18 protein-coding genes are annotated in these 16,452 nt (G+C 58.5%); 9 read left to right on the top strand and 9 right to left on the bottom strand.

Annotation, left to right across the window (positions count from 1 at the left end):
* Nucleotides 1–39: 39 nt before the first annotated feature.
* The 5 genes from nrdF to M8318_RS13335 form a co-directional block, all read right to left on the bottom strand.
* Nucleotides 40–999 (bottom strand): class 1b ribonucleoside-diphosphate reductase subunit beta, encoded by a 960-nt coding sequence (gene nrdF, locus M8318_RS13355; RefSeq protein WP_262663139.1) that lies wholly within the window; start codon nt 997–999, stop codon nt 40–42.
* A 9-nt stretch (nt 1,000–1,008) separates the two neighbouring features.
* Entirely contained in the window at nt 1,009–3,153 is a 2,145-nt protein-coding gene (gene nrdE / locus M8318_RS13350; RefSeq protein WP_262663138.1) for a class 1b ribonucleoside-diphosphate reductase subunit alpha, read from the bottom strand.
* Nucleotides 3,126–3,536 carry a class Ib ribonucleoside-diphosphate reductase assembly flavoprotein NrdI gene (nrdI, locus tag M8318_RS13345; protein ID WP_262663137.1) on the bottom strand — a complete coding sequence of 137 codons (411 nt, stop codon included), beginning with the start codon at nt 3,534–3,536 and terminating at the stop codon, nt 3,126–3,128. The genes nrdE and nrdI overlap by 28 nt, the downstream gene beginning before the upstream one ends.
* Nucleotides 3,533–3,793, bottom strand: coding sequence for a glutaredoxin-like protein NrdH (gene nrdH / locus M8318_RS13340; RefSeq protein WP_166183607.1), 261 nt, complete (start codon nt 3,791–3,793; stop codon nt 3,533–3,535). The genes nrdI and nrdH overlap by 4 nt, the downstream gene beginning before the upstream one ends.
* Before the next feature lie 226 nt (nt 3,794–4,019).
* Nucleotides 4,020–4,346 carry a DUF883 domain-containing protein gene (locus M8318_RS13335; RefSeq protein WP_262663135.1) on the bottom strand — a complete coding sequence of 109 codons (327 nt, stop codon included), beginning with the start codon at nt 4,344–4,346 and terminating at the stop codon, nt 4,020–4,022.
* 161 nt (nt 4,347–4,507) lie between these two features.
* Between M8318_RS13335 and M8318_RS13330 the strand changes: the two genes are divergently transcribed.
* On the top strand, nt 4,508–4,852 hold the full coding sequence (locus tag M8318_RS13330; RefSeq protein ID WP_262663133.1) for a DUF2002 family protein: 345 nt from the start codon (nt 4,508–4,510) through the stop codon (nt 4,850–4,852).
* Between the two features lie 32 nt (nt 4,853–4,884).
* Here the strand turns inward: M8318_RS13330 and alaE are convergent, their stop codons facing one another.
* Complete coding sequence (alaE, locus tag M8318_RS13325) at nt 4,885–5,334, bottom strand: L-alanine exporter AlaE (RefSeq protein WP_166183605.1); 450 nt, start codon at nt 5,332–5,334, stop codon at nt 4,885–4,887.
* 503 nt (nt 5,335–5,837) lie between these two features.
* Here alaE and stpA point away from each other — a divergent pair.
* Nucleotides 5,838–6,242, top strand: a complete 405-nt coding sequence (stpA, locus tag M8318_RS13320) for a DNA-binding protein StpA (RefSeq protein WP_106995043.1) — start codon at nt 5,838–5,840, stop codon at nt 6,240–6,242.
* 42 nt (nt 6,243–6,284) lie between these two features.
* Here stpA and M8318_RS13315 read toward each other — a convergent pair whose 3' ends face one another.
* Nucleotides 6,285–6,464, bottom strand: a complete 180-nt coding sequence (locus M8318_RS13315; protein WP_106994919.1) for a hypothetical protein — start codon at nt 6,462–6,464, stop codon at nt 6,285–6,287.
* A 222-nt stretch (nt 6,465–6,686) separates the two neighbouring features.
* On the opposite strand from M8318_RS13315, the gene M8318_RS13310 reads away from it, so the two are divergent.
* Nucleotides 6,687–6,845: a YqaE/Pmp3 family membrane protein gene (locus M8318_RS13310; RefSeq protein WP_032613478.1), complete on the top strand. Its 159-nt coding sequence runs from the start codon at nt 6,687–6,689 to the stop codon at nt 6,843–6,845.
* Here M8318_RS13310 and M8318_RS13305 read toward each other — a convergent pair.
* A complete protein-coding gene (locus tag M8318_RS13305; RefSeq protein WP_262663132.1) occupies nt 6,842–7,774 on the bottom strand; it encodes a LysR substrate-binding domain-containing protein in 933 nt (310 codons plus the stop codon). The two genes, M8318_RS13310 and M8318_RS13305, sit on opposite strands and share 4 nt — an antisense overlap.
* A 319-nt stretch (nt 7,775–8,093) precedes the next feature.
* Between M8318_RS13305 and M8318_RS13300 the strand changes: the two genes are divergently transcribed.
* The 6 genes from M8318_RS13300 (at nt 8,094) to M8318_RS13275 (ending at nt 15,706) form a co-directional block, all read left to right on the top strand.
* Nucleotides 8,094–8,699, top strand: a complete 606-nt coding sequence (locus M8318_RS13300; RefSeq protein ID WP_262663130.1) for an ankyrin repeat domain-containing protein — start codon at nt 8,094–8,096, stop codon at nt 8,697–8,699.
* Nucleotides 8,700–8,804: 105 nt separating this feature from the next.
* Nucleotides 8,805–10,346 carry an acyl-CoA synthetase FdrA gene (gene fdrA, locus M8318_RS13295; RefSeq protein ID WP_262663129.1) on the top strand — a complete coding sequence of 514 codons (1,542 nt, stop codon included), beginning with the start codon at nt 8,805–8,807 and terminating at the stop codon, nt 10,344–10,346.
* Entirely contained in the window at nt 10,346–11,761 is a 1,416-nt protein-coding gene (locus M8318_RS13290; protein WP_262663128.1) for a YlbE family protein, read from the top strand. The genes fdrA and M8318_RS13290 overlap by 1 nt, the downstream gene beginning before the upstream one ends.
* An 11-nt stretch (nt 11,762–11,772) precedes the next feature.
* Nucleotides 11,773–13,326 (top strand): xanthine permease, encoded by a 1,554-nt coding sequence (locus M8318_RS13285; protein ID WP_106994924.1) that lies wholly within the window; start codon nt 11,773–11,775, stop codon nt 13,324–13,326.
* Nucleotides 13,323–14,270 carry a carbamate kinase family protein gene (locus tag M8318_RS13280; protein WP_262663127.1) on the top strand — a complete coding sequence of 316 codons (948 nt, stop codon included), beginning with the start codon at nt 13,323–13,325 and terminating at the stop codon, nt 14,268–14,270. The genes M8318_RS13285 and M8318_RS13280 overlap by 4 nt, the downstream gene beginning before the upstream one ends.
* 47 nt (nt 14,271–14,317) lie before the next feature.
* The gene (locus M8318_RS13275) at nt 14,318–15,706 is read left to right on the top strand and encodes an amidohydrolase family protein (protein WP_262663125.1); all 1,389 of its coding nucleotides are present in this window, start codon (nt 14,318–14,320) and stop codon (nt 15,704–15,706) included.
* Nucleotides 15,707–15,801: 95 nt separating this feature from the next.
* On the opposite strand, the gene M8318_RS13270 is transcribed toward M8318_RS13275, so the two are convergent.
* A complete protein-coding gene (locus tag M8318_RS13270) occupies nt 15,802–16,404 on the bottom strand; it encodes a short chain dehydrogenase (RefSeq protein ID WP_262663123.1) in 603 nt (200 codons plus the stop codon).
* Between the last annotated feature and the right edge of the window lie 48 nt (nt 16,405–16,452).

The raw sequence follows: 16,452 nt of genomic DNA, 5'->3' as shown, positions 1-16,452 counted from the left end.
GGGTGCGCCAACGTTTCACCCCTTTTCGGGGTGAAACCCTCAGAAATTCCAGTCCTCATCCTCGGTCTCCACCGCTTTACCCATCACGTATGACGAGCCCGATCCCGAAAAGAAGTCGTGATTTTCGTCGGCATTCGGTGACAGCGCGGCGAGGATCGCCGGATTCACCTCCGCCATCTCCGGCGGGAACAGCGCCTCGTAGCCGAGGTTCATCAGCGCCTTGTTGGCGTTGTAGCAGAGGAAGGCCTTCACATCCTCCTCCCAGCCGGTTCCGGCGTACAGCTCCTCGGTATAGGCCAGCTCGTTGTCATACAGATCCATCAGCAGATCCAGCGCAAAGCCTTGCAACGCCTCCCGCTCCGCCTCGCTCACTTTCTCCAGCCCTTTCTGGTACTTATAGCCGATATAGTACCCGTGTACCGCCTCGTCGCGGATGATGAGGCGGATCAGATCCGCGGTGTTGGTCAGCTTGCCCCGGCTCGACCAGTACATCGGCAGCCAGAAGCCGGAGTAGAAGAGGAATGACTCCAGAAACACGCTGGCGATCTTCTTCTTTAACGGCTCGTCGGCGCGATAGTGTTCCAGCACTCGCTGAGCTTTACGTTGCAACGCGTCGCTCTCTTCGCTCCAGCGGTAGGCGGCATCCACGTCTTTGGTCTGACAGAGCGTCGAGAAAATCGAGCTGTAGGAGCGGGCATGCACCGCCTCCATAAAGCTGATGTTCGACATCACCGCCTCTTCGTGCGGGGTCAGCGCATCGGCGATCAGCCCTGGCGCGCCCACCGTGTTCTGCACCGTGTCGAGCAGGGTCAGGCCGGTAAAGACCCGAATGGTAAGCTGCTGCTCGGCGTGGCTCAGGGTGGCCCAGGCCTGGACGTCATTCGACAGGGGCACCTTTTCCGGCAGCCAGAAGTTGCTGGTCAGGCGGTTCCACACCTCCAGATCCTTATCGTCTTCAATCTTGTTCCAGTTAACGGCCTGTACCCGTGACAGTTTCATGCTCTCTCCTTAAAGCGCGCAGGACACGCAGCCTTCTGTTTCGGTGCCTTCCAGCGCAAGCTGGCGCAGGCGAATGTAGTACAGGGTTTTGATCCCTTTCGTCCACGCGTAAATCTGCGCTTTGTTGATGTCGCGGGTGGTGGCGGTATCCGGGAAGAACAGCGTCAGCGACAGCCCCTGATCGACGTGCTTCGTCGCCTCGGCATAGGTATCAATAATCTTTTCCGGGCCGATCTCGTAGGCGTCCTGATACAGGGCCAGATTCTCGTTGGTCATAAACGGGGCAGGGTAGTAAACGCGCCCGGTTTTGCCCTCCTTGCGGATCTCGATTTTCGACACGATAGGGTGAATGCTGGATGTCGCATGGTTGATGTACGAGATCGACCCGGTGGGCGGCACCGCCTGCAGGTTCTGGTTGTAAATGCCGTACTGCATCACGTTGTCCCGCAGCTGCTGCCACATCTCCCGCGTCGGCAGGGTCACGCCCGCCCGGGCGAACATGGCGCGCACCTTCTCCGTTTTCGGCTGCCAGTCGTTTTCCAGATACTGACTAAAATAGGCCCCGCTGGCGTAGCGCGACTGTTCAAAGCCCGCGAAACGCTGCCCCTTTTCACGGGCCAGCATCATCGAGGTATGCAGGGCATGCCAGGTGATGGTGTAGAAGTAGAGGTTGGTGAAGTCCAGTCCCTCCGGGCTGCCGTAGGCGATCCCCTCCCGCGCCAGATAGCCGTGGAGGTTCATCTGCCCGAGGCCGATAGCGTGGGAGGCGGCATTCCCGGCCTCCACTGACGGCACGCTGCGGATGTGGCTCATGTCCGACACCGCCGACAGGCCGCGCACCGCGATCTCGACGGTGCGGCCAAAGTCCGGCGAATCCATGGTGTGGGCGATATTCAGCGAGCCGAGGTTGCAGGAGATATCGTGCCCGGTCCGGGCATAGTCCAGATTCTCGTCATAGGTTGAGGGGCTGTTAACCTGCAAAATCTCCGAGCACAGGTTGCTCATGTTGATGCGCCCGGCAATGGGGTTGGCGCGGTTCACCGTGTCTTCATACATGATGTACGGGTAGCCGGACTCAAACTGGATCTCCGCCAGCCGCTGGAAGAAGTCGCGGGCGTTGAGCCAGGTCTTCCGGATCCGCGCGTCCGCCACCAGGTCGTCATACAGCTCGCTTACCGCCACATCACCAAACGGCTTGCCATAGAGGCGCTCCACGTCGTAGGGCGAGAATAGCGCCATCTCGGCGTTCTGCTTCGCCAGCTGGAAGGTGATATCCGGGATCACCACCCCCAGCGACAGGGTTTTGATGCGGATCTTTTCGTCGGCGTTTTCGCGTTTGGTATCGAGGAAACGCAGGATATCCGGATGATGAGCGTGAAGATAGACCGCCCCGGCCCCCTGACGTGCGCCGAGCTGGTTGGCGTACGAGAAGGCATCTTCCAGCATTTTCATCACCGGGATCACCCCGGAGGACTGGTTCTCAATGCGCTTGATCGGTGCCCCCGCTTCCCGCAGGTTCGAGAGTAAAAACGCCACGCCGCCGCCGCGTTTCGACAGCTGCAGCGCCGAGTTCACCGCCCGGCCAATCGACTCCATATTGTCTTCAATGCGCAGCAGGAAGCAGGAGACCAGCTCCCCGCGCTGGGCTTTGCCGCAATTGAGGAAGGTGGGCGTCGCGGGCTGAAAGCGTCCGGCGAGCATCTCGTCGGTGAGCTGGCGGGCGAGGGCCTCATCCCCCTGGGCGAGGGTCAGAGCCACCATCACCACCCGATCCTCGAAGTGCTCGAGGTACTGCTTGCCGTCGAAGGTTTTCAGCGTGTAGCTGGTGTAAAACTTCCAGGCGCCGAGGAAGGTCTGGAACCGAAAACCGCTGGCGTGAGCGTGAGCGAACAGGCTCAGCACAACGTCGCTGTCGTAGCGCGATAATACCCGGGGGTCGTAATAGCGCTCGCTGACCAGGTAGTCGAGACGCGCCTGCGGGCTGGCAAAGGCCATGCTGTTGGGGTAGACGTGGGCGTTAAAAAAGGCGTCCACCGCCTCATGATCTTTGCTGAACTGGATCTTCCCGTCCCGATCGTACAGGTTCAGCATGGCGTTCAGCGCATGGAAATCGGTTGATCTCTGCATTACGCGCTCTGCGGTTGTCGTTGCCAAAATTCGTTCACTCCTTTACGCACGTTGTCGACGTCCTGCTGGGTCCCCATCAGCTCGAAGCGATAGAGGTACGGCACGCCGCATTTTTGTGAGATGACGTCCCCGGCACGGGCAAACGCCTCACCGAAATTACGGTTGCCGGCGGCAATCACCCCACGGATCAGCGCCCGGTTATGCGGATCGTTGAGAAAGCGGATCGCCTGCCGCGGCACCGCCCCGGCCGTTCCACCCCCGCCGTAGCTGGGCACCACCAGAATAAAAGGCTCGTCTACCTGGATCCGCTCCCGCTCATTGAGCGGAATACGTACGGCGGGCAGCCCGACACGCTCGATAAAACGGTGCGTGTTCTCCGAGCTGCTGGAGAAGTAGACGAGCAGGCTCATGCGCGGGCGGCCTGGGCTGGCTGCGGGAGACGGTTAATCAGATCCGGGCGGAAGCCGGACCAGCTGGTCTCCCCGGCGATCACCACCGGCAGCTGGCGGAACCCCTGGGCTTTGAGCGTCTCTGCCGCGTCAGGCACCAGGTCAACATTCACCATTTCAAAGGTCACGCCCCGGCTCTCCATGGCGCGTTTGGTGGCATGGCACTGCACACAGTCGTTTCGAGTGTAAATAATAATGCGCATGATTCGTATTTCCATTTAGAATAGAATTCCGACGCCAGTGAGTGCGTCACCCAGAGTCAGTGTTGCTTAAGGGAATACTAGATGTAGTTGTCGTAAGTTTCAACCATACAAGATATGGGAAAATTTGCCAGATTGACTGTCGTTGTCAGGTTCAGCGGGAGAGGATACGCACGGGCTAAAAAAAGAAAAACCCCCATACCGCAGGGCATGGGGGCTGAGGAGGATAGCGCGGAATCGGTGATTATTTGCGCAGAGTGAGCAGCGCGCCGATAAAGATGCCCACTGCGGCGACGGTACCTATCGCACACATCGGACGTTCACGGATAAAGGTGTTCGCGCAGCCGATAGCATCGCAGGCAGCCTGCTTGCCGGTGGAACGTCCCTGCAGACGCGCACGGGTTTCGCGCAGCAGCGACTTCGCTTTACGTCTGGCGTCATCCGCTTCGCCCTTCGCATCCGATCCCCAGGATTTCAAAACGCTCTCCAGCGAATCCGCTAATTTACTGACATCGCTATGGATATCCTGAACATCGTCATTAACATCGTTTCGGTTTGAACGGTTAAACATATGCATCTCCCTTGAATTTGCGGTAATTAACAGTTTAGACCACCTTTTTAATATCTGAAGCCGGTCGCGGCTTATCAGGCCGTTTATGGATTTTTCTGAAAGCGCTGCTATTGCTGAATACGGTAAGGTTGCCCCGCAGGAAATGATAACGAGGAAAGAATATGTATTTACGACCCGATGAGGTTGCGCGCGAACTTGAAAAAGCGGGATTTACCGTGGATGTGGTAACCCAAAAAGCATACGGGTACCGTCGTGGCGATAATTATGTTTATGTGAACCGGGAAGCCCGTATGGGGCGCACGGCGCTGATCATTCACCCGACGCTGAAAGAGAAAAGTCTTTCCTTTGCGGATCCTGCGTCAGAGATGAAAACCAGCGACCATTATCAGCAGTTCCCGCTCTATTTAGGGGGCAATAACCAGGAACATTATGGTATTCCGCATGGCTTCAGCTCCCGCATGGCACTGGAACGTTTTCTGAAAGGCCTGTTTGGCGACTCGCAATAACGACGCGACTGGCTTTCGCCAGTCGCCGTGCTTTACGCTTTGACCTGATGATACTGGCTGACTTTGAACAGTCGTCGGCAGTAATCGAGGAAATAGCCGTACACCGCCCCCATCAGCATCGACACCACGATATTCGAACTTACCGCCGCGGCGATCTGGTGCCAGTCGGCGCCCACCGTGAGCAGAATCGCGACATAGACCGGCGACTGGAAGGTGACATAGGCCACCACGTCCGCCAGATTTTTCATCCAGCCGGAAGGCGAGTAGCGACGGGCAACGCGCATCACCGCATCACGATAGAAACCGTAGGGCCATGCAATAAGGATATTCACCGGGACCGCCACCAGTCGGGAGGAAAGCGACTGCTCGAAGCTCATTCCGGAGAGGAATATTTCAATCAGCATGTTCACCACCGAACAGTAGACCACCATGGCAAAGGTATCCGCTACCGCGTGGCGCAGGCGAGACTGCCGAGAGAACATGTCCTGACTCCTTGAAGGTCGTATAAAAGAGAGGCTAAAGCGGGTTAGGTTGGTGCTTTAGTTTGCTTTATTTTTCGTGTATAGCGTATCTCTCTGCATTGAAACCTACAATTAGTGATAAATTTTTATTTAATGGCGTTTTGTCCCTAAAATTCTCTAAACGAATCGGTTTTGCCAGCGCGGCGGCATTTTCTCTTCGGGCTTTGACTTTCCTGATGACAAACAACGGGTTAGGTTTTTATTTCTCAGCGTCTGGCACGCGCTGTGTTGAGAGGGGATTTACCGGCAATTTCCCTGGAAACGTTCAGGAATTAAATAATCATCAAACTACTTATCAGGATAAATCATACAAAAAGAGAAGCGCCGCGCTTTATATTTTCTTTATTTGATTTAATTTGACATAAATTATATTTTCGTGCGCTGTTGTCTGGATGTTCATAAACAAATGAATTACCATGGCCGCTATTGCTTATTTTATCGACTTGAAAAGGTTTTCATTTAATATGACTTCGCTGTTACAGAATCTTAATAATATTCGTACCCTGCGCGCAACGGCGCGCGAATTCTCGCTGGACGTGCTGGAAGATATGCTCGAAAAGCTGCGCATCGTCACGGAAGAGAAACGTAATGAACAGGCTGAAGTTGAACAGCAGCGTGCCGCGCAGAGTGAGAAAATTAACGCCCTGCTGGAAAAAATGAAAGCCGACGGTATTTCAGCAGAAGATCTGCTGGGTTCCGATCTGCTGAACACCCCGGCGCAGCCGAAAAAACGCCAGGCGCGTGCGGCAAAATATCGCTTTACCGATGTCGATGGCCAGGAAAAAACCTGGACCGGTCAGGGCCGTACGCCGAAGCCTATTGCCACGGCACTGGCAGAAGGTAAATCACTGGATGATTTCTTGATTTAATCTCTGCCTGCGGGCGGAATTACACCGCCCGCCAGCGTCTGCTTAGCAGACGCCAAAATCACCTTCTTCTTTATACAGCGTCACGTCCGCTGCCTTCAGGGTGAATTTCTCACCTTGCTCGTTACTCGCCTGCACCGCCACGATCTGATCGTCGTGCACTTCGATCACTTTCAGCTTCGGGCCGCCCATACGCGGTTGTACATAATCGCCAACAGAAAACATGGTTATCTCCTCATGATTGTTTCGACCCTAACAGTAGCCCACGCGCAGGCCGGGGTACAGCGTCCCGCGCGGATTACTCCTAAATCGCCAGCCTAAACCTGTGTAAAGAGGGTAAAAGAGGGTAAAACTGCACGCGAACACTGGCAGGTCTGCGTAGACTCACTACGCTTAGAGTTAAAATCTCTTTTTATACAATGACCTGACTGCTTGCATGGAGAATTTATGGGTTTCTGGCGTATCGTAATTACCATTATTTTACCGCCCCTTGGCGTGCTGCTGGGCAAAGGCTTTGGCTGGGCGTTTATCCTGAACATCATCCTGACGCTGCTGGGCTATATCCCGGGTCTGATCCACGCGTTCTGGGTCCAGAGCCGCAGCTAATACTCTCGCCACAGTAAATCGCTGTAGATCCCGGTCAACACCCCCTGGGGCGCAAACTGCTGTTTGATCCAGCGGGTGACCTGGCCGGTAGCCGCATGCTGCGTGGCGAGCAGCATGCGCGAGTCCTGGCGCGGGTTATTAATCCGTCGCGTGACCAGCAGCCCCGCCTCCATCGCCTCTCTCGCCATATGCTCCGGTAAAAAACCAATCCCTTCCCCCAGAATCTGACACTGACACTTGGTATTAAAATCCGGGACCAGAATCGCCTCCTGACCGTGCAGCAGCCAGCCCACTTTTTTGTTGATGGTGTGGGCGGTGTCTTCCACCATGATGTTGGGGTACAGCCGCAGCTGGCTCTCGGCCAGCGGCTCCGGGGCCAGCGCCAGCGGATGGTCCGGGGCGATGGCAAACACCCAGCGGATGGCGCCAATCTCGGTGTAATCGATCCCGCCGCCGTCCAGTAGAGTATCCGGGGCACCGATGGCGATATTCGCCTGGTTATTGATGATCGAATCCCAGACGCCGTTGTACACCTCGGTGGTGACGGTGATCTGGCAGGTGGGGAACTGCTTTTTCAGCACCTGCAACAGGCGGGCGGTGTGGCGGGGGGTGTAGAGCAGCTGGTTGATGCAGATCCGCACCCGGGTCTCAATGCCCTGCGAGATAGTGTCGATCCCCCGTTTGATGGCGTGGAAGTCATTCAGCAGGTCTATGGCTTTGCGGTAGAAGTAGAACCCCGATTCAGTCAGCTCGATGCTGCGGGTGTTACGTACAAACAGCACCACGTCGAGGCCGGTCTCCATCCGTTTGATGGTGTAGCTGATGGCCGAGGTGGTCACCCCCAGCTCGGTAGCGGCTTTGCTGAAGCTGCCAAAACGCGCTGCGGTGGTGAAGGCCAGCAGGTTCTCTTCGGTAAAGATGGAATTCATATCATGGCTCCGGACACCCATCAGTTTTGAACATATTTTAACAACGCAGTTACAACTCGCTTGATGTCGGTCACAGTTCTGCTAATTTGCTGTAAGCCGCGCGGCGCAAGGGCTGCGTAAACATAAGCAGAATGCAGTTTAAGGGCTTAAAAAGCGGTAAAACATAAGGAAAAGGTTGCACAGACGCACATTTTGACTCCACTGTTAAATTTAACTCAACAATGAATTGGCTGTCGATGAATCATTTTTAAGCGGATTCTTTTCTGACCAGGCCATTGCTATGCTCAGTCCATCAAAAAGGAAAACCAGGAGTGTGGATATGTCCAACAATGAACTCGTCACTGAATTTCTGCTGGCCGCCGAACAGGGAAATGCTGATGCATTAAAAGCCTGTCTGGAAAAAGGGGTGGATATTAACGCCACCAACCGTCAGAAAAGAACCGCCATTATTATTGCCAGCCTGAATAAATATTATCCCTGCGTGGAATTGCTGATTGCCGCCGGGGCCAATATCGACCAGCAGGATCAGACCTGTTTCAACCCGTTCCTGATTAGCTGCCTGACCAACGACCTCACCCTGCTGCGCCTGGTATTGCCGGCCAACCCGGATCTCGACAGGCTGACCCGCTTCGGCGGCGTGGGCATCACCCCTGCCAGCGAGAAGGGCCATCTGGAGGTGGTGCAGGCGCTGCTGACCCACACCGACATCAACGTCAATCACACCAACTTCGTGGGCTGGACGCCGCTGCTCGAAGCCATCGTCCTCAATGACGGCGGTGCCCGCCAGCAGGCGATCGTGAAATTACTGCTCGACCACGGCGCCAACCCGCACATGACCGACAAATACGGTAAATCCCCTCTCGAACTGGCGCGGGAAAAAGGCTTCAACGAGATTGCCGATCTGCTGATCGCCGCCGGCGCGTAATACTCCGGCCAGCCATGTCCGGCTGGCCTGCACTAAAAACAGCCTTTTCCATCATGCCTTCGGGCGTGATGTGGCCCCCCTTTTGCCCGCATCCAGGAGGACATAATGCCCACCAAAATCGTTATAAAAAAGAATACTTATTTTGATTCCGTATCGCTGATGTCGGTTTCCACCAAAGCCAATAAATTACCCGGCGTGGAACAGGCCTTTGTCGCCATGGCCACCGAAATGAATAAAGGCGTATTAAAAAATCTCGGCCTGCTGACGCCGGAATTAGAGGACGCCAAAAACGGCGACCTGATGATCGTCATTAAAGGCGAGGCCGCCAACGACGAAACCCTGGCCGCCATCGAAGCCCTGTTCACCCGCAAAGAGAGCGGCGGCTCACACGAATCGCGTTACGCCACCCTCGCCAGCGCCAAAACCCACCGCCCGGACGCCAATCTGGCGGTGATCTCGGTCAACGGCACCTTTGCCGCCCGCGAGGCGCGTCAGGCGCTGGAGAACGACCTCAACGTGATGCTGTTCTCCGATAACGTCTCCCTCGACGACGAGCTGGCGCTCAAACAGCTGGCCCACGAAAAGGGGCTGCTGATGATGGGCCCGGACTGCGGGACTGCCATCATTAACGGGGCAGGGCTGTGCTTTGCCAACGCGGTGCGTCGCGGGCCGATTGGTATCGTTGGCGCGTCGGGCACCGGCAGCCAGGAGCTGAGCGCGCGCATCCACGAGTTCGGCGGCGGGATCTCCCAGCTGATTGGCACCGGTGGTCGCGATCTGAGTGAAAAGATTGGCGGGCTGATGATGCTCGACGCGATCAATATGCTGGAGGCGGACGACGCCACCCAGGTCATCGCCCTGATCTCCAAACCTCCTGCGCCTGCGGTGGCGGAGAAAGTGCTGGCCCGCGCCCGCGCCTGCCGTAAACCGGTGGTGGTCTGTTTCCTCGGTCGCAACCAACCGCCTGCCGATGAAGCGGGATTAGAGTTTGCCCGCGGCACCAAAGAGGCAGCGCTGAAGGCGGTCCTGCTCACCGGGATTAAAAAAGAGTCGCTGGATCTGCACCCGCTCAACTGGCCACTGATCGAAGAGGTGCGCGCCCGGCTGACCCCGCAGCAGAAGTACATTCGCGGCCTGTTCTGCGGCGGCACCCTGTGCGACGAAGCGATGTTCGCCGCGCTGGAAAAATATGACGACGTCTACAGCAACATTCAGCCGGATCCGAGCAAACGCCTGAAGGATATCAACCTCAGCCAGGCCCACACCTTCCTCGACTTTGGCGATGACGACTTCACCAACGGCAAGCCGCACCCGATGATTGACCCGACCAACCGCATCAGCCGTCTGTTGCAGGAGGCCCGCGATCCGGAAGTGGGGGTGATCGTGATGGACTTCGTTCTCGGGTTCGGATCGCACGAAGATCCGGTCGGGGTGATGATCGACGCGATCAAGGAGGCGCAGGCGATCGCCAGAGCCGACAACCGTCCGCTGGAGATCCTCGGCTACGTGCTCGGCACCGACCAGGATACCCCGTCGCTCACCCGGCAGTGCCAGCTCCTGACCGATGCGGGCGTGATCTGGGCCAGCAGCAGTACCAACACCGGATTACTGGCACGTGAATTTGTCTGCAAAGGGGAGAAAGCCTGATGACCACCTTATTTAACCAGCCGCTGAACGTCATTAACGTCGGCATCGCCATGTTCAGCGACGACCTGAAAAAGCAGCACGTCCCGGTCACCCACCTCGACTGGACCCCGCCGGGGCAGGGCAATATGCAGGTGGTCGAGGCCCTCGATCAGCTGGCAGATAAACCGCTGGCGGAGAAAATCGCCGCCGCCAACAAGATTGCCCTGGAGCGCATTATCCAGTCCCACCCGGTGCTGGTGGGCTTCGATCAGGCGATTAACGTGGTGCCAGGCATGACCCGCACCACCATCCTGCACGCCGGTCCGCCTGTTGCCTGGGAAAACATGTGCGGGGCGATGAAGGGCGCGGTTACCGGGGCGCTGGTGTTTGAAGGGTTAGCCACAGACCTCGAAGACGCGGCGCGGCTGGCGGCTTCTGGCGACATTACCTTCTCGCCGTGCCATGAGCACGACTGCGTGGGCTCGATGGCGGGGGTGACATCTGCGTCGATGTTTATGCACATCGTCGAGAACAAAACCTACGGCAACCGGGCCTTCACCAACCTCAGCGAGCAGATGGCGAAGATCCTGCGCATGGGGGCCAACGACCAGAGCGTGATCGATCGTCTGAACTGGATGCGCGACGTGCTCGGCCCGATGCTGCGCGATGCCATGAAGATCATCGGCGAAATCGACCTGCGCCTGATGCTGGCCCAGGCCCTGCACATGGGGGACGAGTGCCACAACCGCAACAACGCGGGCACCACGCTGCTGATCCAGGCCCTGACGCCGGGGCTGATTCAGGCGGGCTATCCGGTGGAGCAGCAGCGCCAGGTCTTTGAGTTTGTCGCCAGCAGCGACTACTTCTCCGGCCCAACATGGATGGCGATGTGTAAAGCCGCGCTGGATGCCGCCCACGGCATCGAGTACAGCACCGTGGTCACCACCATGGCGCGCAACGGCTACGAGTTCGGCCTGCGCATCTCCGGCCTGCCGGGGCAGTGGTTCACCGGCCCGGCACAGCAGGTGATTGGCCCGATGTTTGCGGGCTATAAACCGGAAGACTCCGGGCTGGATATCGGCGACAGCGCCATCACCGAAACCTACGGCATCGGCGGCTTTGCGATGGCGACGGCCCCGGCGATTGTGGCTCTGGTGGGCGGTACGGTGGAAGAAGCCATCGACTTCTCCCGTCAGATGCGCGAGATCACCCTCGGGGAAAACCCCAACGTCACCATTCCGCTGCTGTCGTTTATGGGCATCCCGACCGCCATCGACATCACTAAAGTGGCGGGCAGCGGCATTCTGCCGGTGATCAACACCGCCATCGCCCACAAAGACGCGGGCATCGGCATGATTGGGGCGGGCATCGTTCACCCGCCGTTTAGCTGTTTTGAAAAGGCGCTGTTGACCTTCCGCAATCGCTACTTCCTGTAAGGTAAGCATCCATGAAAAGCATGAAACTGGAGTGGAAAAGAGGTGACTGGGCGGCGTACTTCGGGTTGATGACCAACAACCTGACCAACCTGCTGACCATGATGGGGCTGCTCATTTTTGTCGTCGGCATCCCGAAAGAGATTGTTTATGGCCGTATTGCGCCAGCCTTCGGGCTGGCGGTACTGGTGGCGAGCGTCTGCTACGCGTGGTTTGGTTTACAGATGGCGCGCCAGACCGGGCGTACGGATGTGACCGCACTGCCGTCGGGGCCGAGCGCCCCGTCGATCTTTACCGTGACGTTTCTGGTGCTGATGCCGGTCTATCAGCAAACCGGCGATGCGGATTTCGCCATCCAGATTGGTCTGGTGTGGTGCTTCGTGGAGGCGATGATCCTCGCGGGCGGTTCCTTCCTCGGGGAGACCATCCGCAAGATGATCCCGCGTACCGTGCTGCTGTCGTGCCTGTCCGGTCTGGGTCTGCTGCTGTTGGCGATGAACCCGATGCTGCAGGCCTTCGAAGCGCCGACGGTCTCCTTCATCGTGCTGCTGCTGATCTTCATCAACTGGTTTGGTAAAAAGCCGATCTTCGCCCGTATCCCTACCGGTCTGCTGCTGCTGGTGGCCGGGACCGCGCTGGCGTGGATCTCCGGTATGCAGAGCCCGGAAGCGATCAAGGCCTCGATGTCCTCCTTCGGCTTTAACCCGCCGGAAGTGCATATCGACAGCTTTATGCAGGGGCTGCCGCACGCCCTGCCGTACCTGGCGTCTGCGGTTCCGCTGGGGCTGGCGAACTATATCTTTGACCTTGAGAACATCGAAAGCGCCCACGCGGCGGGGGATGAGTACCCGACCCGCAAGGTGATGCTGGCCAACGGTCTGGCCTCGATGCTCGGCTGCCTGATGGGCAACCCGTTCCCGGTGACGGTCTACGTCGGCCACGCGGGCTGGAAAGCGATGGGGGCGAGCATCGGCTACACGCTGGCCTCCGGTGTGACCATGTTCATCGTGCCGCTGTTCGGGCTGGGGGCCTTTATGCTCGCCATCATCCCGATGACCGCCATCGTGCCGATTCTGGTGTTTATCGGCGTGGTCACCGCCAACCAGGTGGTGAGGGAAACGCCCAAAATAGAGGTGCCCGTCATCTTTATCTGTCTGTTCCCGTGGATCGCCAACTGGGCGTTAACCATGATGAACAGCGTGATGGGGGCGGCGGGGACTAACGCGGCGAAAATCGGCACCGACGTGCTGCACAGCAAAGGGATTTACTACGAAGGGCTGATGCACCTCGGTAACGGCGCACCGCTCGCCAGTATGCTCTGGGGCTGCATTGCGATCTTCTCCATCATCAACAAACCGCTGCGCGGTGCCATCGCCGCCGCCGTCGGTGCGCTGCTGGCTCTGTTCGGGGTGATCCACGCCCCGGTGGTCGGCTTCGCCGAGGGCAGCTCGCTGACCTTCGTGCTGGCCTACCTGATGATGAGCGGCATGTTTGTGCTGAAGCATTTCCTCGATAGTCGTGAAGCAGTGAGCGTTGAACCCGTCCCTGTTGCGAAGGAAAACGTATGAAAGAACTCATGGTCGTCGCCATCGGCGGCAACAGCATTATCAAAGACAACGCCAGCCAGTCGGTTGAACATCAGGCGCAGGCGGTGAAAGCGGTGGCGGAATCGGTGCTGGAGATGCTGGCCTCCGACTATGACATCGTCCTCACCCACGGCAACGGTCCGCAGGTGGGGCTGGATCTGCGCCGGGCGGAAATCGCCCACGAGCGCGAAGGTCTGCCTTTAACGCCACTCGCTAACTGCGTGGCCGATACCCAGGGCGGGATCGGCTATCTGATCCAGCAGGCGCTAAACAACCGCCTTGCCGCCCGCGGCGAGCAAAAGGCGGTGACGGTGGTCACCCAGGTGGAGGTGGATAAAAACGACCCCGGCTTTACTCATCCCACCAAACCGATAGGCGCGTTTTTCAGCGAGGCTCAGCGGGATGAACTGCAGCGCGCCCATCCCGACTGGCATTTTGTCGAGGATTCCGGCCGGGGATACCGCCGGGTGGTGGCCTCGCCGCAGCCGGTGCGCATCGTCGAAGCCGACGCCATTAAGGCCCTGACGCAAAAAGGCTTTGTGGTGATTGGCGCGGGCGGCGGCGGCATTCCGGTGATCCGCAGTGCAGAGGGTGACTACCAGAGCGTGGATGCGGTGATCGACAAAGATCTCTCCACCGCGCTGCTGGCCCGGGAGATCCACGCCAACGTGCTGGTGATCACCACCGGCGTCGAGAAAGTGTGCATCCACTTCGGCAAGCCCAACCAGCAGGCGCTGGAGACGGTGAACGTGGCGCAGATGACGCGCTACATGGAAGAGGGCCACTTCCCGGCGGGCAGCATGCTGCCGAAAATCGTTGCCAGCCTTGAGTTCCTGCACCACGGCGGCACGCGGGTGATCATCACCTCGCCGGACTGCCTGCCTGCGGCGCTGCGTGGCGAGACCGGTACCCATATTGTGGCTTAACCCCGGCGGGCTTCCAGCCCGCCGCGAGACAATACAAGGACAAGACAATGAGTGAGAATAAAAGCCGCCGGGAGTTTCTCAGCCAGAGCGGCAAAATCGCAACCGCTGCCACCGCCTGCGCGCTGTTTGGCGCCACCGGCTCCGTCGCGTATGCTGCTGACACAGCAAAACCGACCTGCGAGGCGGGCAAACCGATGAACATCACCGCGACACATTACTATCTGGACAACGTGCTGCTGGAGGCCGGATTCAACTTCGACGGCGACGTGGCCGTCAGCACCCGCACCGAGCTGAAAACCCTGGAGATCAAGGACGGCAAAATCGCCGCCCTGCTGGATAACAACAGCCACGCCGACGCCACGCTGCCGCACTACGATGGCGGCGGCAAGCTGCTGCTCCCGGCGATGCGCGACATGCACATCCACCTGGATAAGACCTTCTACGGCGGTCCGTGGCGCTCCCTGAATCGCCCGGCAGGCACCACCATTCAGGACATGATCCGCCTCGAGCAAAAACTGCTTCCGGAGCTGCAACCTTACACTCAGGAGCGGGCGGAAAAGCTGATCGACCTGATCCAGTCGAAGGGCTCCACCATCGCCCGCAGCCACTGCAACATCGAGCCCACCTCCGGGCTGAAAAACCTGGAGAATTTACAGGCGGTGCTGGCGCGGCGCAAACCTGGATTCGACTGCGAGATTGTCGCTTTTCCGCAGCACGGCCTGCTGCTGTCGAACGCGGAAAAGCTGATGCGTGAGGCGATGCAGGCCGGGGCGCACTACGTCGGCGGGCTGGACCCGACCAGCGTCGACGGGGCGATGGAGAAGTCCCTCGACCTCATGTTCCAGATTGCGCTGGATTACGACAAAGGGGTGGATATCCACCTGCATGAAACCAGCCCGGCGGGCGTGGCGGCGGTGAACTACATGGTGCAAACCGTGGAGAAAACTCCCGAGCTGAAGGGCAAGCTGACCATCAGCCACGCCTTTGCCCTGGCGATGCTTAACGAGCAGGAGGTGGACGCCCTGGCCCCGCGCATGGCGGCGCAGCAGATCACCATCGCCTCGACGGTGCCGATTGGCACGATGCATATGCCGCTCAAGCAGCTGCGTGATAAAGGGGTGTTTGTCATCAGCGGCACCGACAGCGTGATCGACCACTGGTCGCCATATGGTCTGGGGGACATGCTGGAAAAAGCCAATCTGTATGCCCAGCTCTATATCCGCCCGAACGAGCAGACGCTCTCCCGCGCGTTGGGTATTGCCACTGGCGACGTGCTGCCGCTGAACGACAAAGGCGAGCGGGTATGGCCCAAAACCCGGGATGCCGCCAGCTTTGTGCTGGTGGACGCCTCCTGCTCCGCCGAAGCGGTGGCGCGCATTTCCCCGCGTACCGCCACCTTCCATAACGGGAACCTCGTGTGGGGAACGGTGGGCTGATGTTGCGCCGGGTGGCGGCTACGCCTTACCCGGCCTACAACATCCTCGAACCGTAGGCCGGGTAAGCGAAGCGCCACCCGGCAATTACAAACGACTCAATACCCCACCTTATACACCCGTCCGCTTTGCACCCCTTCCACGCTGCGGCGATAGGCCTGGGCCACCGTCGCGGCGGGCACGCTTGCGAAGCCCGGGAAGAAGCCGTCATAAGCTTCGGCGGATTCAGTGAGCACCGTCGGGCTGATCAGGTTGATGCGGATCCCACGTGGTAGCTCGCACGCCGCCGCGCGGACAAACCCCTCCAGCGCGGCGTTCACCGTGGTGGCATTCACCCCCTGGGCAATGGGTTCGTGGGCCACAATCCCGCTGATCAAGGTTATCGACCCGCCTTCGTTCAAATAGTGCTGCCCGGTGAGTGCCAGCCGCACCTGTCCCAGCAGTTTGTCCTGCAACCCCTGATTGAACTCGCTGTCGGTCATGGTGGCGATCGGGCCAAAGTGCAGTCCGCCGCTGGCGGAGACAATCGCATCCATCGGGCCGATCTTCTCGAACAGCGCCTGGACGCTGGCCTGCGAGGTGATATCCACCTGATGATCGCCTTTCGTGCGACCCACACGGATCACCTCATGACGACGACTCAACTCTTCTGTGACGGCGCGACCGACCGTACCGCTGGCACCAATAATGACGATTTTCATAGCCGACTCCTTCTGTTGTGAGCCCTGATTGTTTAATAAACCGGAGGC

This window comes from Leclercia tamurae (assembly GCF_025566055.1).
Lineage (GTDB): Bacteria > Pseudomonadota > Gammaproteobacteria > Enterobacterales > Enterobacteriaceae > Enterobacter > Enterobacter tamurae.
This window is presented reverse-complemented; position numbering and strand designations above follow the sequence as displayed.

Coding starts and splice junctions, on each gene's coding strand:
- M8318_RS13275 (WP_262663125.1), top strand. CDS start 14,318: ATGAGTGAGAATAAAAGCCGCCGGGAGTTTCTCAGCCAGAGCGGCAAA.
- M8318_RS13270 (WP_262663123.1), bottom strand. CDS start 16,404: ATGAAAATCGTCATTATTGGTGCCAGCGGTACGGTCGGTCGCGCCGTC.
- M8318_RS13310 (WP_032613478.1), top strand. CDS start 6,687: ATGGGTTTCTGGCGTATCGTAATTACCATTATTTTACCGCCCCTTGGC.
- M8318_RS13300 (WP_262663130.1), top strand. CDS start 8,094: ATGTCCAACAATGAACTCGTCACTGAATTTCTGCTGGCCGCCGAACAG.
- M8318_RS13335 (WP_262663135.1), bottom strand. CDS start 4,346: ATGTTTAACCGTTCAAACCGAAACGATGTTAATGACGATGTTCAGGAT.
- M8318_RS13305 (WP_262663132.1), bottom strand. CDS start 7,774: ATGAATTCCATCTTTACCGAAGAGAACCTGCTGGCCTTCACCACCGCA.
- stpA (WP_106995043.1), top strand. CDS start 5,838: ATGACTTCGCTGTTACAGAATCTTAATAATATTCGTACCCTGCGCGCA.
- fdrA (WP_262663129.1), top strand. CDS start 8,805: ATGCCCACCAAAATCGTTATAAAAAAGAATACTTATTTTGATTCCGTA.
- M8318_RS13280 (WP_262663127.1), top strand. CDS start 13,323: ATGAAAGAACTCATGGTCGTCGCCATCGGCGGCAACAGCATTATCAAA.
- M8318_RS13315 (WP_106994919.1), bottom strand. CDS start 6,464: ATGTTTTCTGTTGGCGATTATGTACAACCGCGTATGGGCGGCCCGAAG.
- alaE (WP_166183605.1), bottom strand. CDS start 5,334: ATGTTCTCTCGGCAGTCTCGCCTGCGCCACGCGGTAGCGGATACCTTT.
- M8318_RS13290 (WP_262663128.1), top strand. CDS start 10,346: ATGACCACCTTATTTAACCAGCCGCTGAACGTCATTAACGTCGGCATC.
- M8318_RS13330 (WP_262663133.1), top strand. CDS start 4,508: ATGTATTTACGACCCGATGAGGTTGCGCGCGAACTTGAAAAAGCGGGA.
- M8318_RS13285 (WP_106994924.1), top strand. CDS start 11,773: ATGAAAAGCATGAAACTGGAGTGGAAAAGAGGTGACTGGGCGGCGTAC.
- nrdF (WP_262663139.1), bottom strand. CDS start 999: ATGAAACTGTCACGGGTACAGGCCGTTAACTGGAACAAGATTGAAGAC.
- nrdI (WP_262663137.1), bottom strand. CDS start 3,536: ATGAGCCTGCTCGTCTACTTCTCCAGCAGCTCGGAGAACACGCACCGT.
- nrdH (WP_166183607.1), bottom strand. CDS start 3,793: ATGGAAATACGAATCATGCGCATTATTATTTACACTCGAAACGACTGT.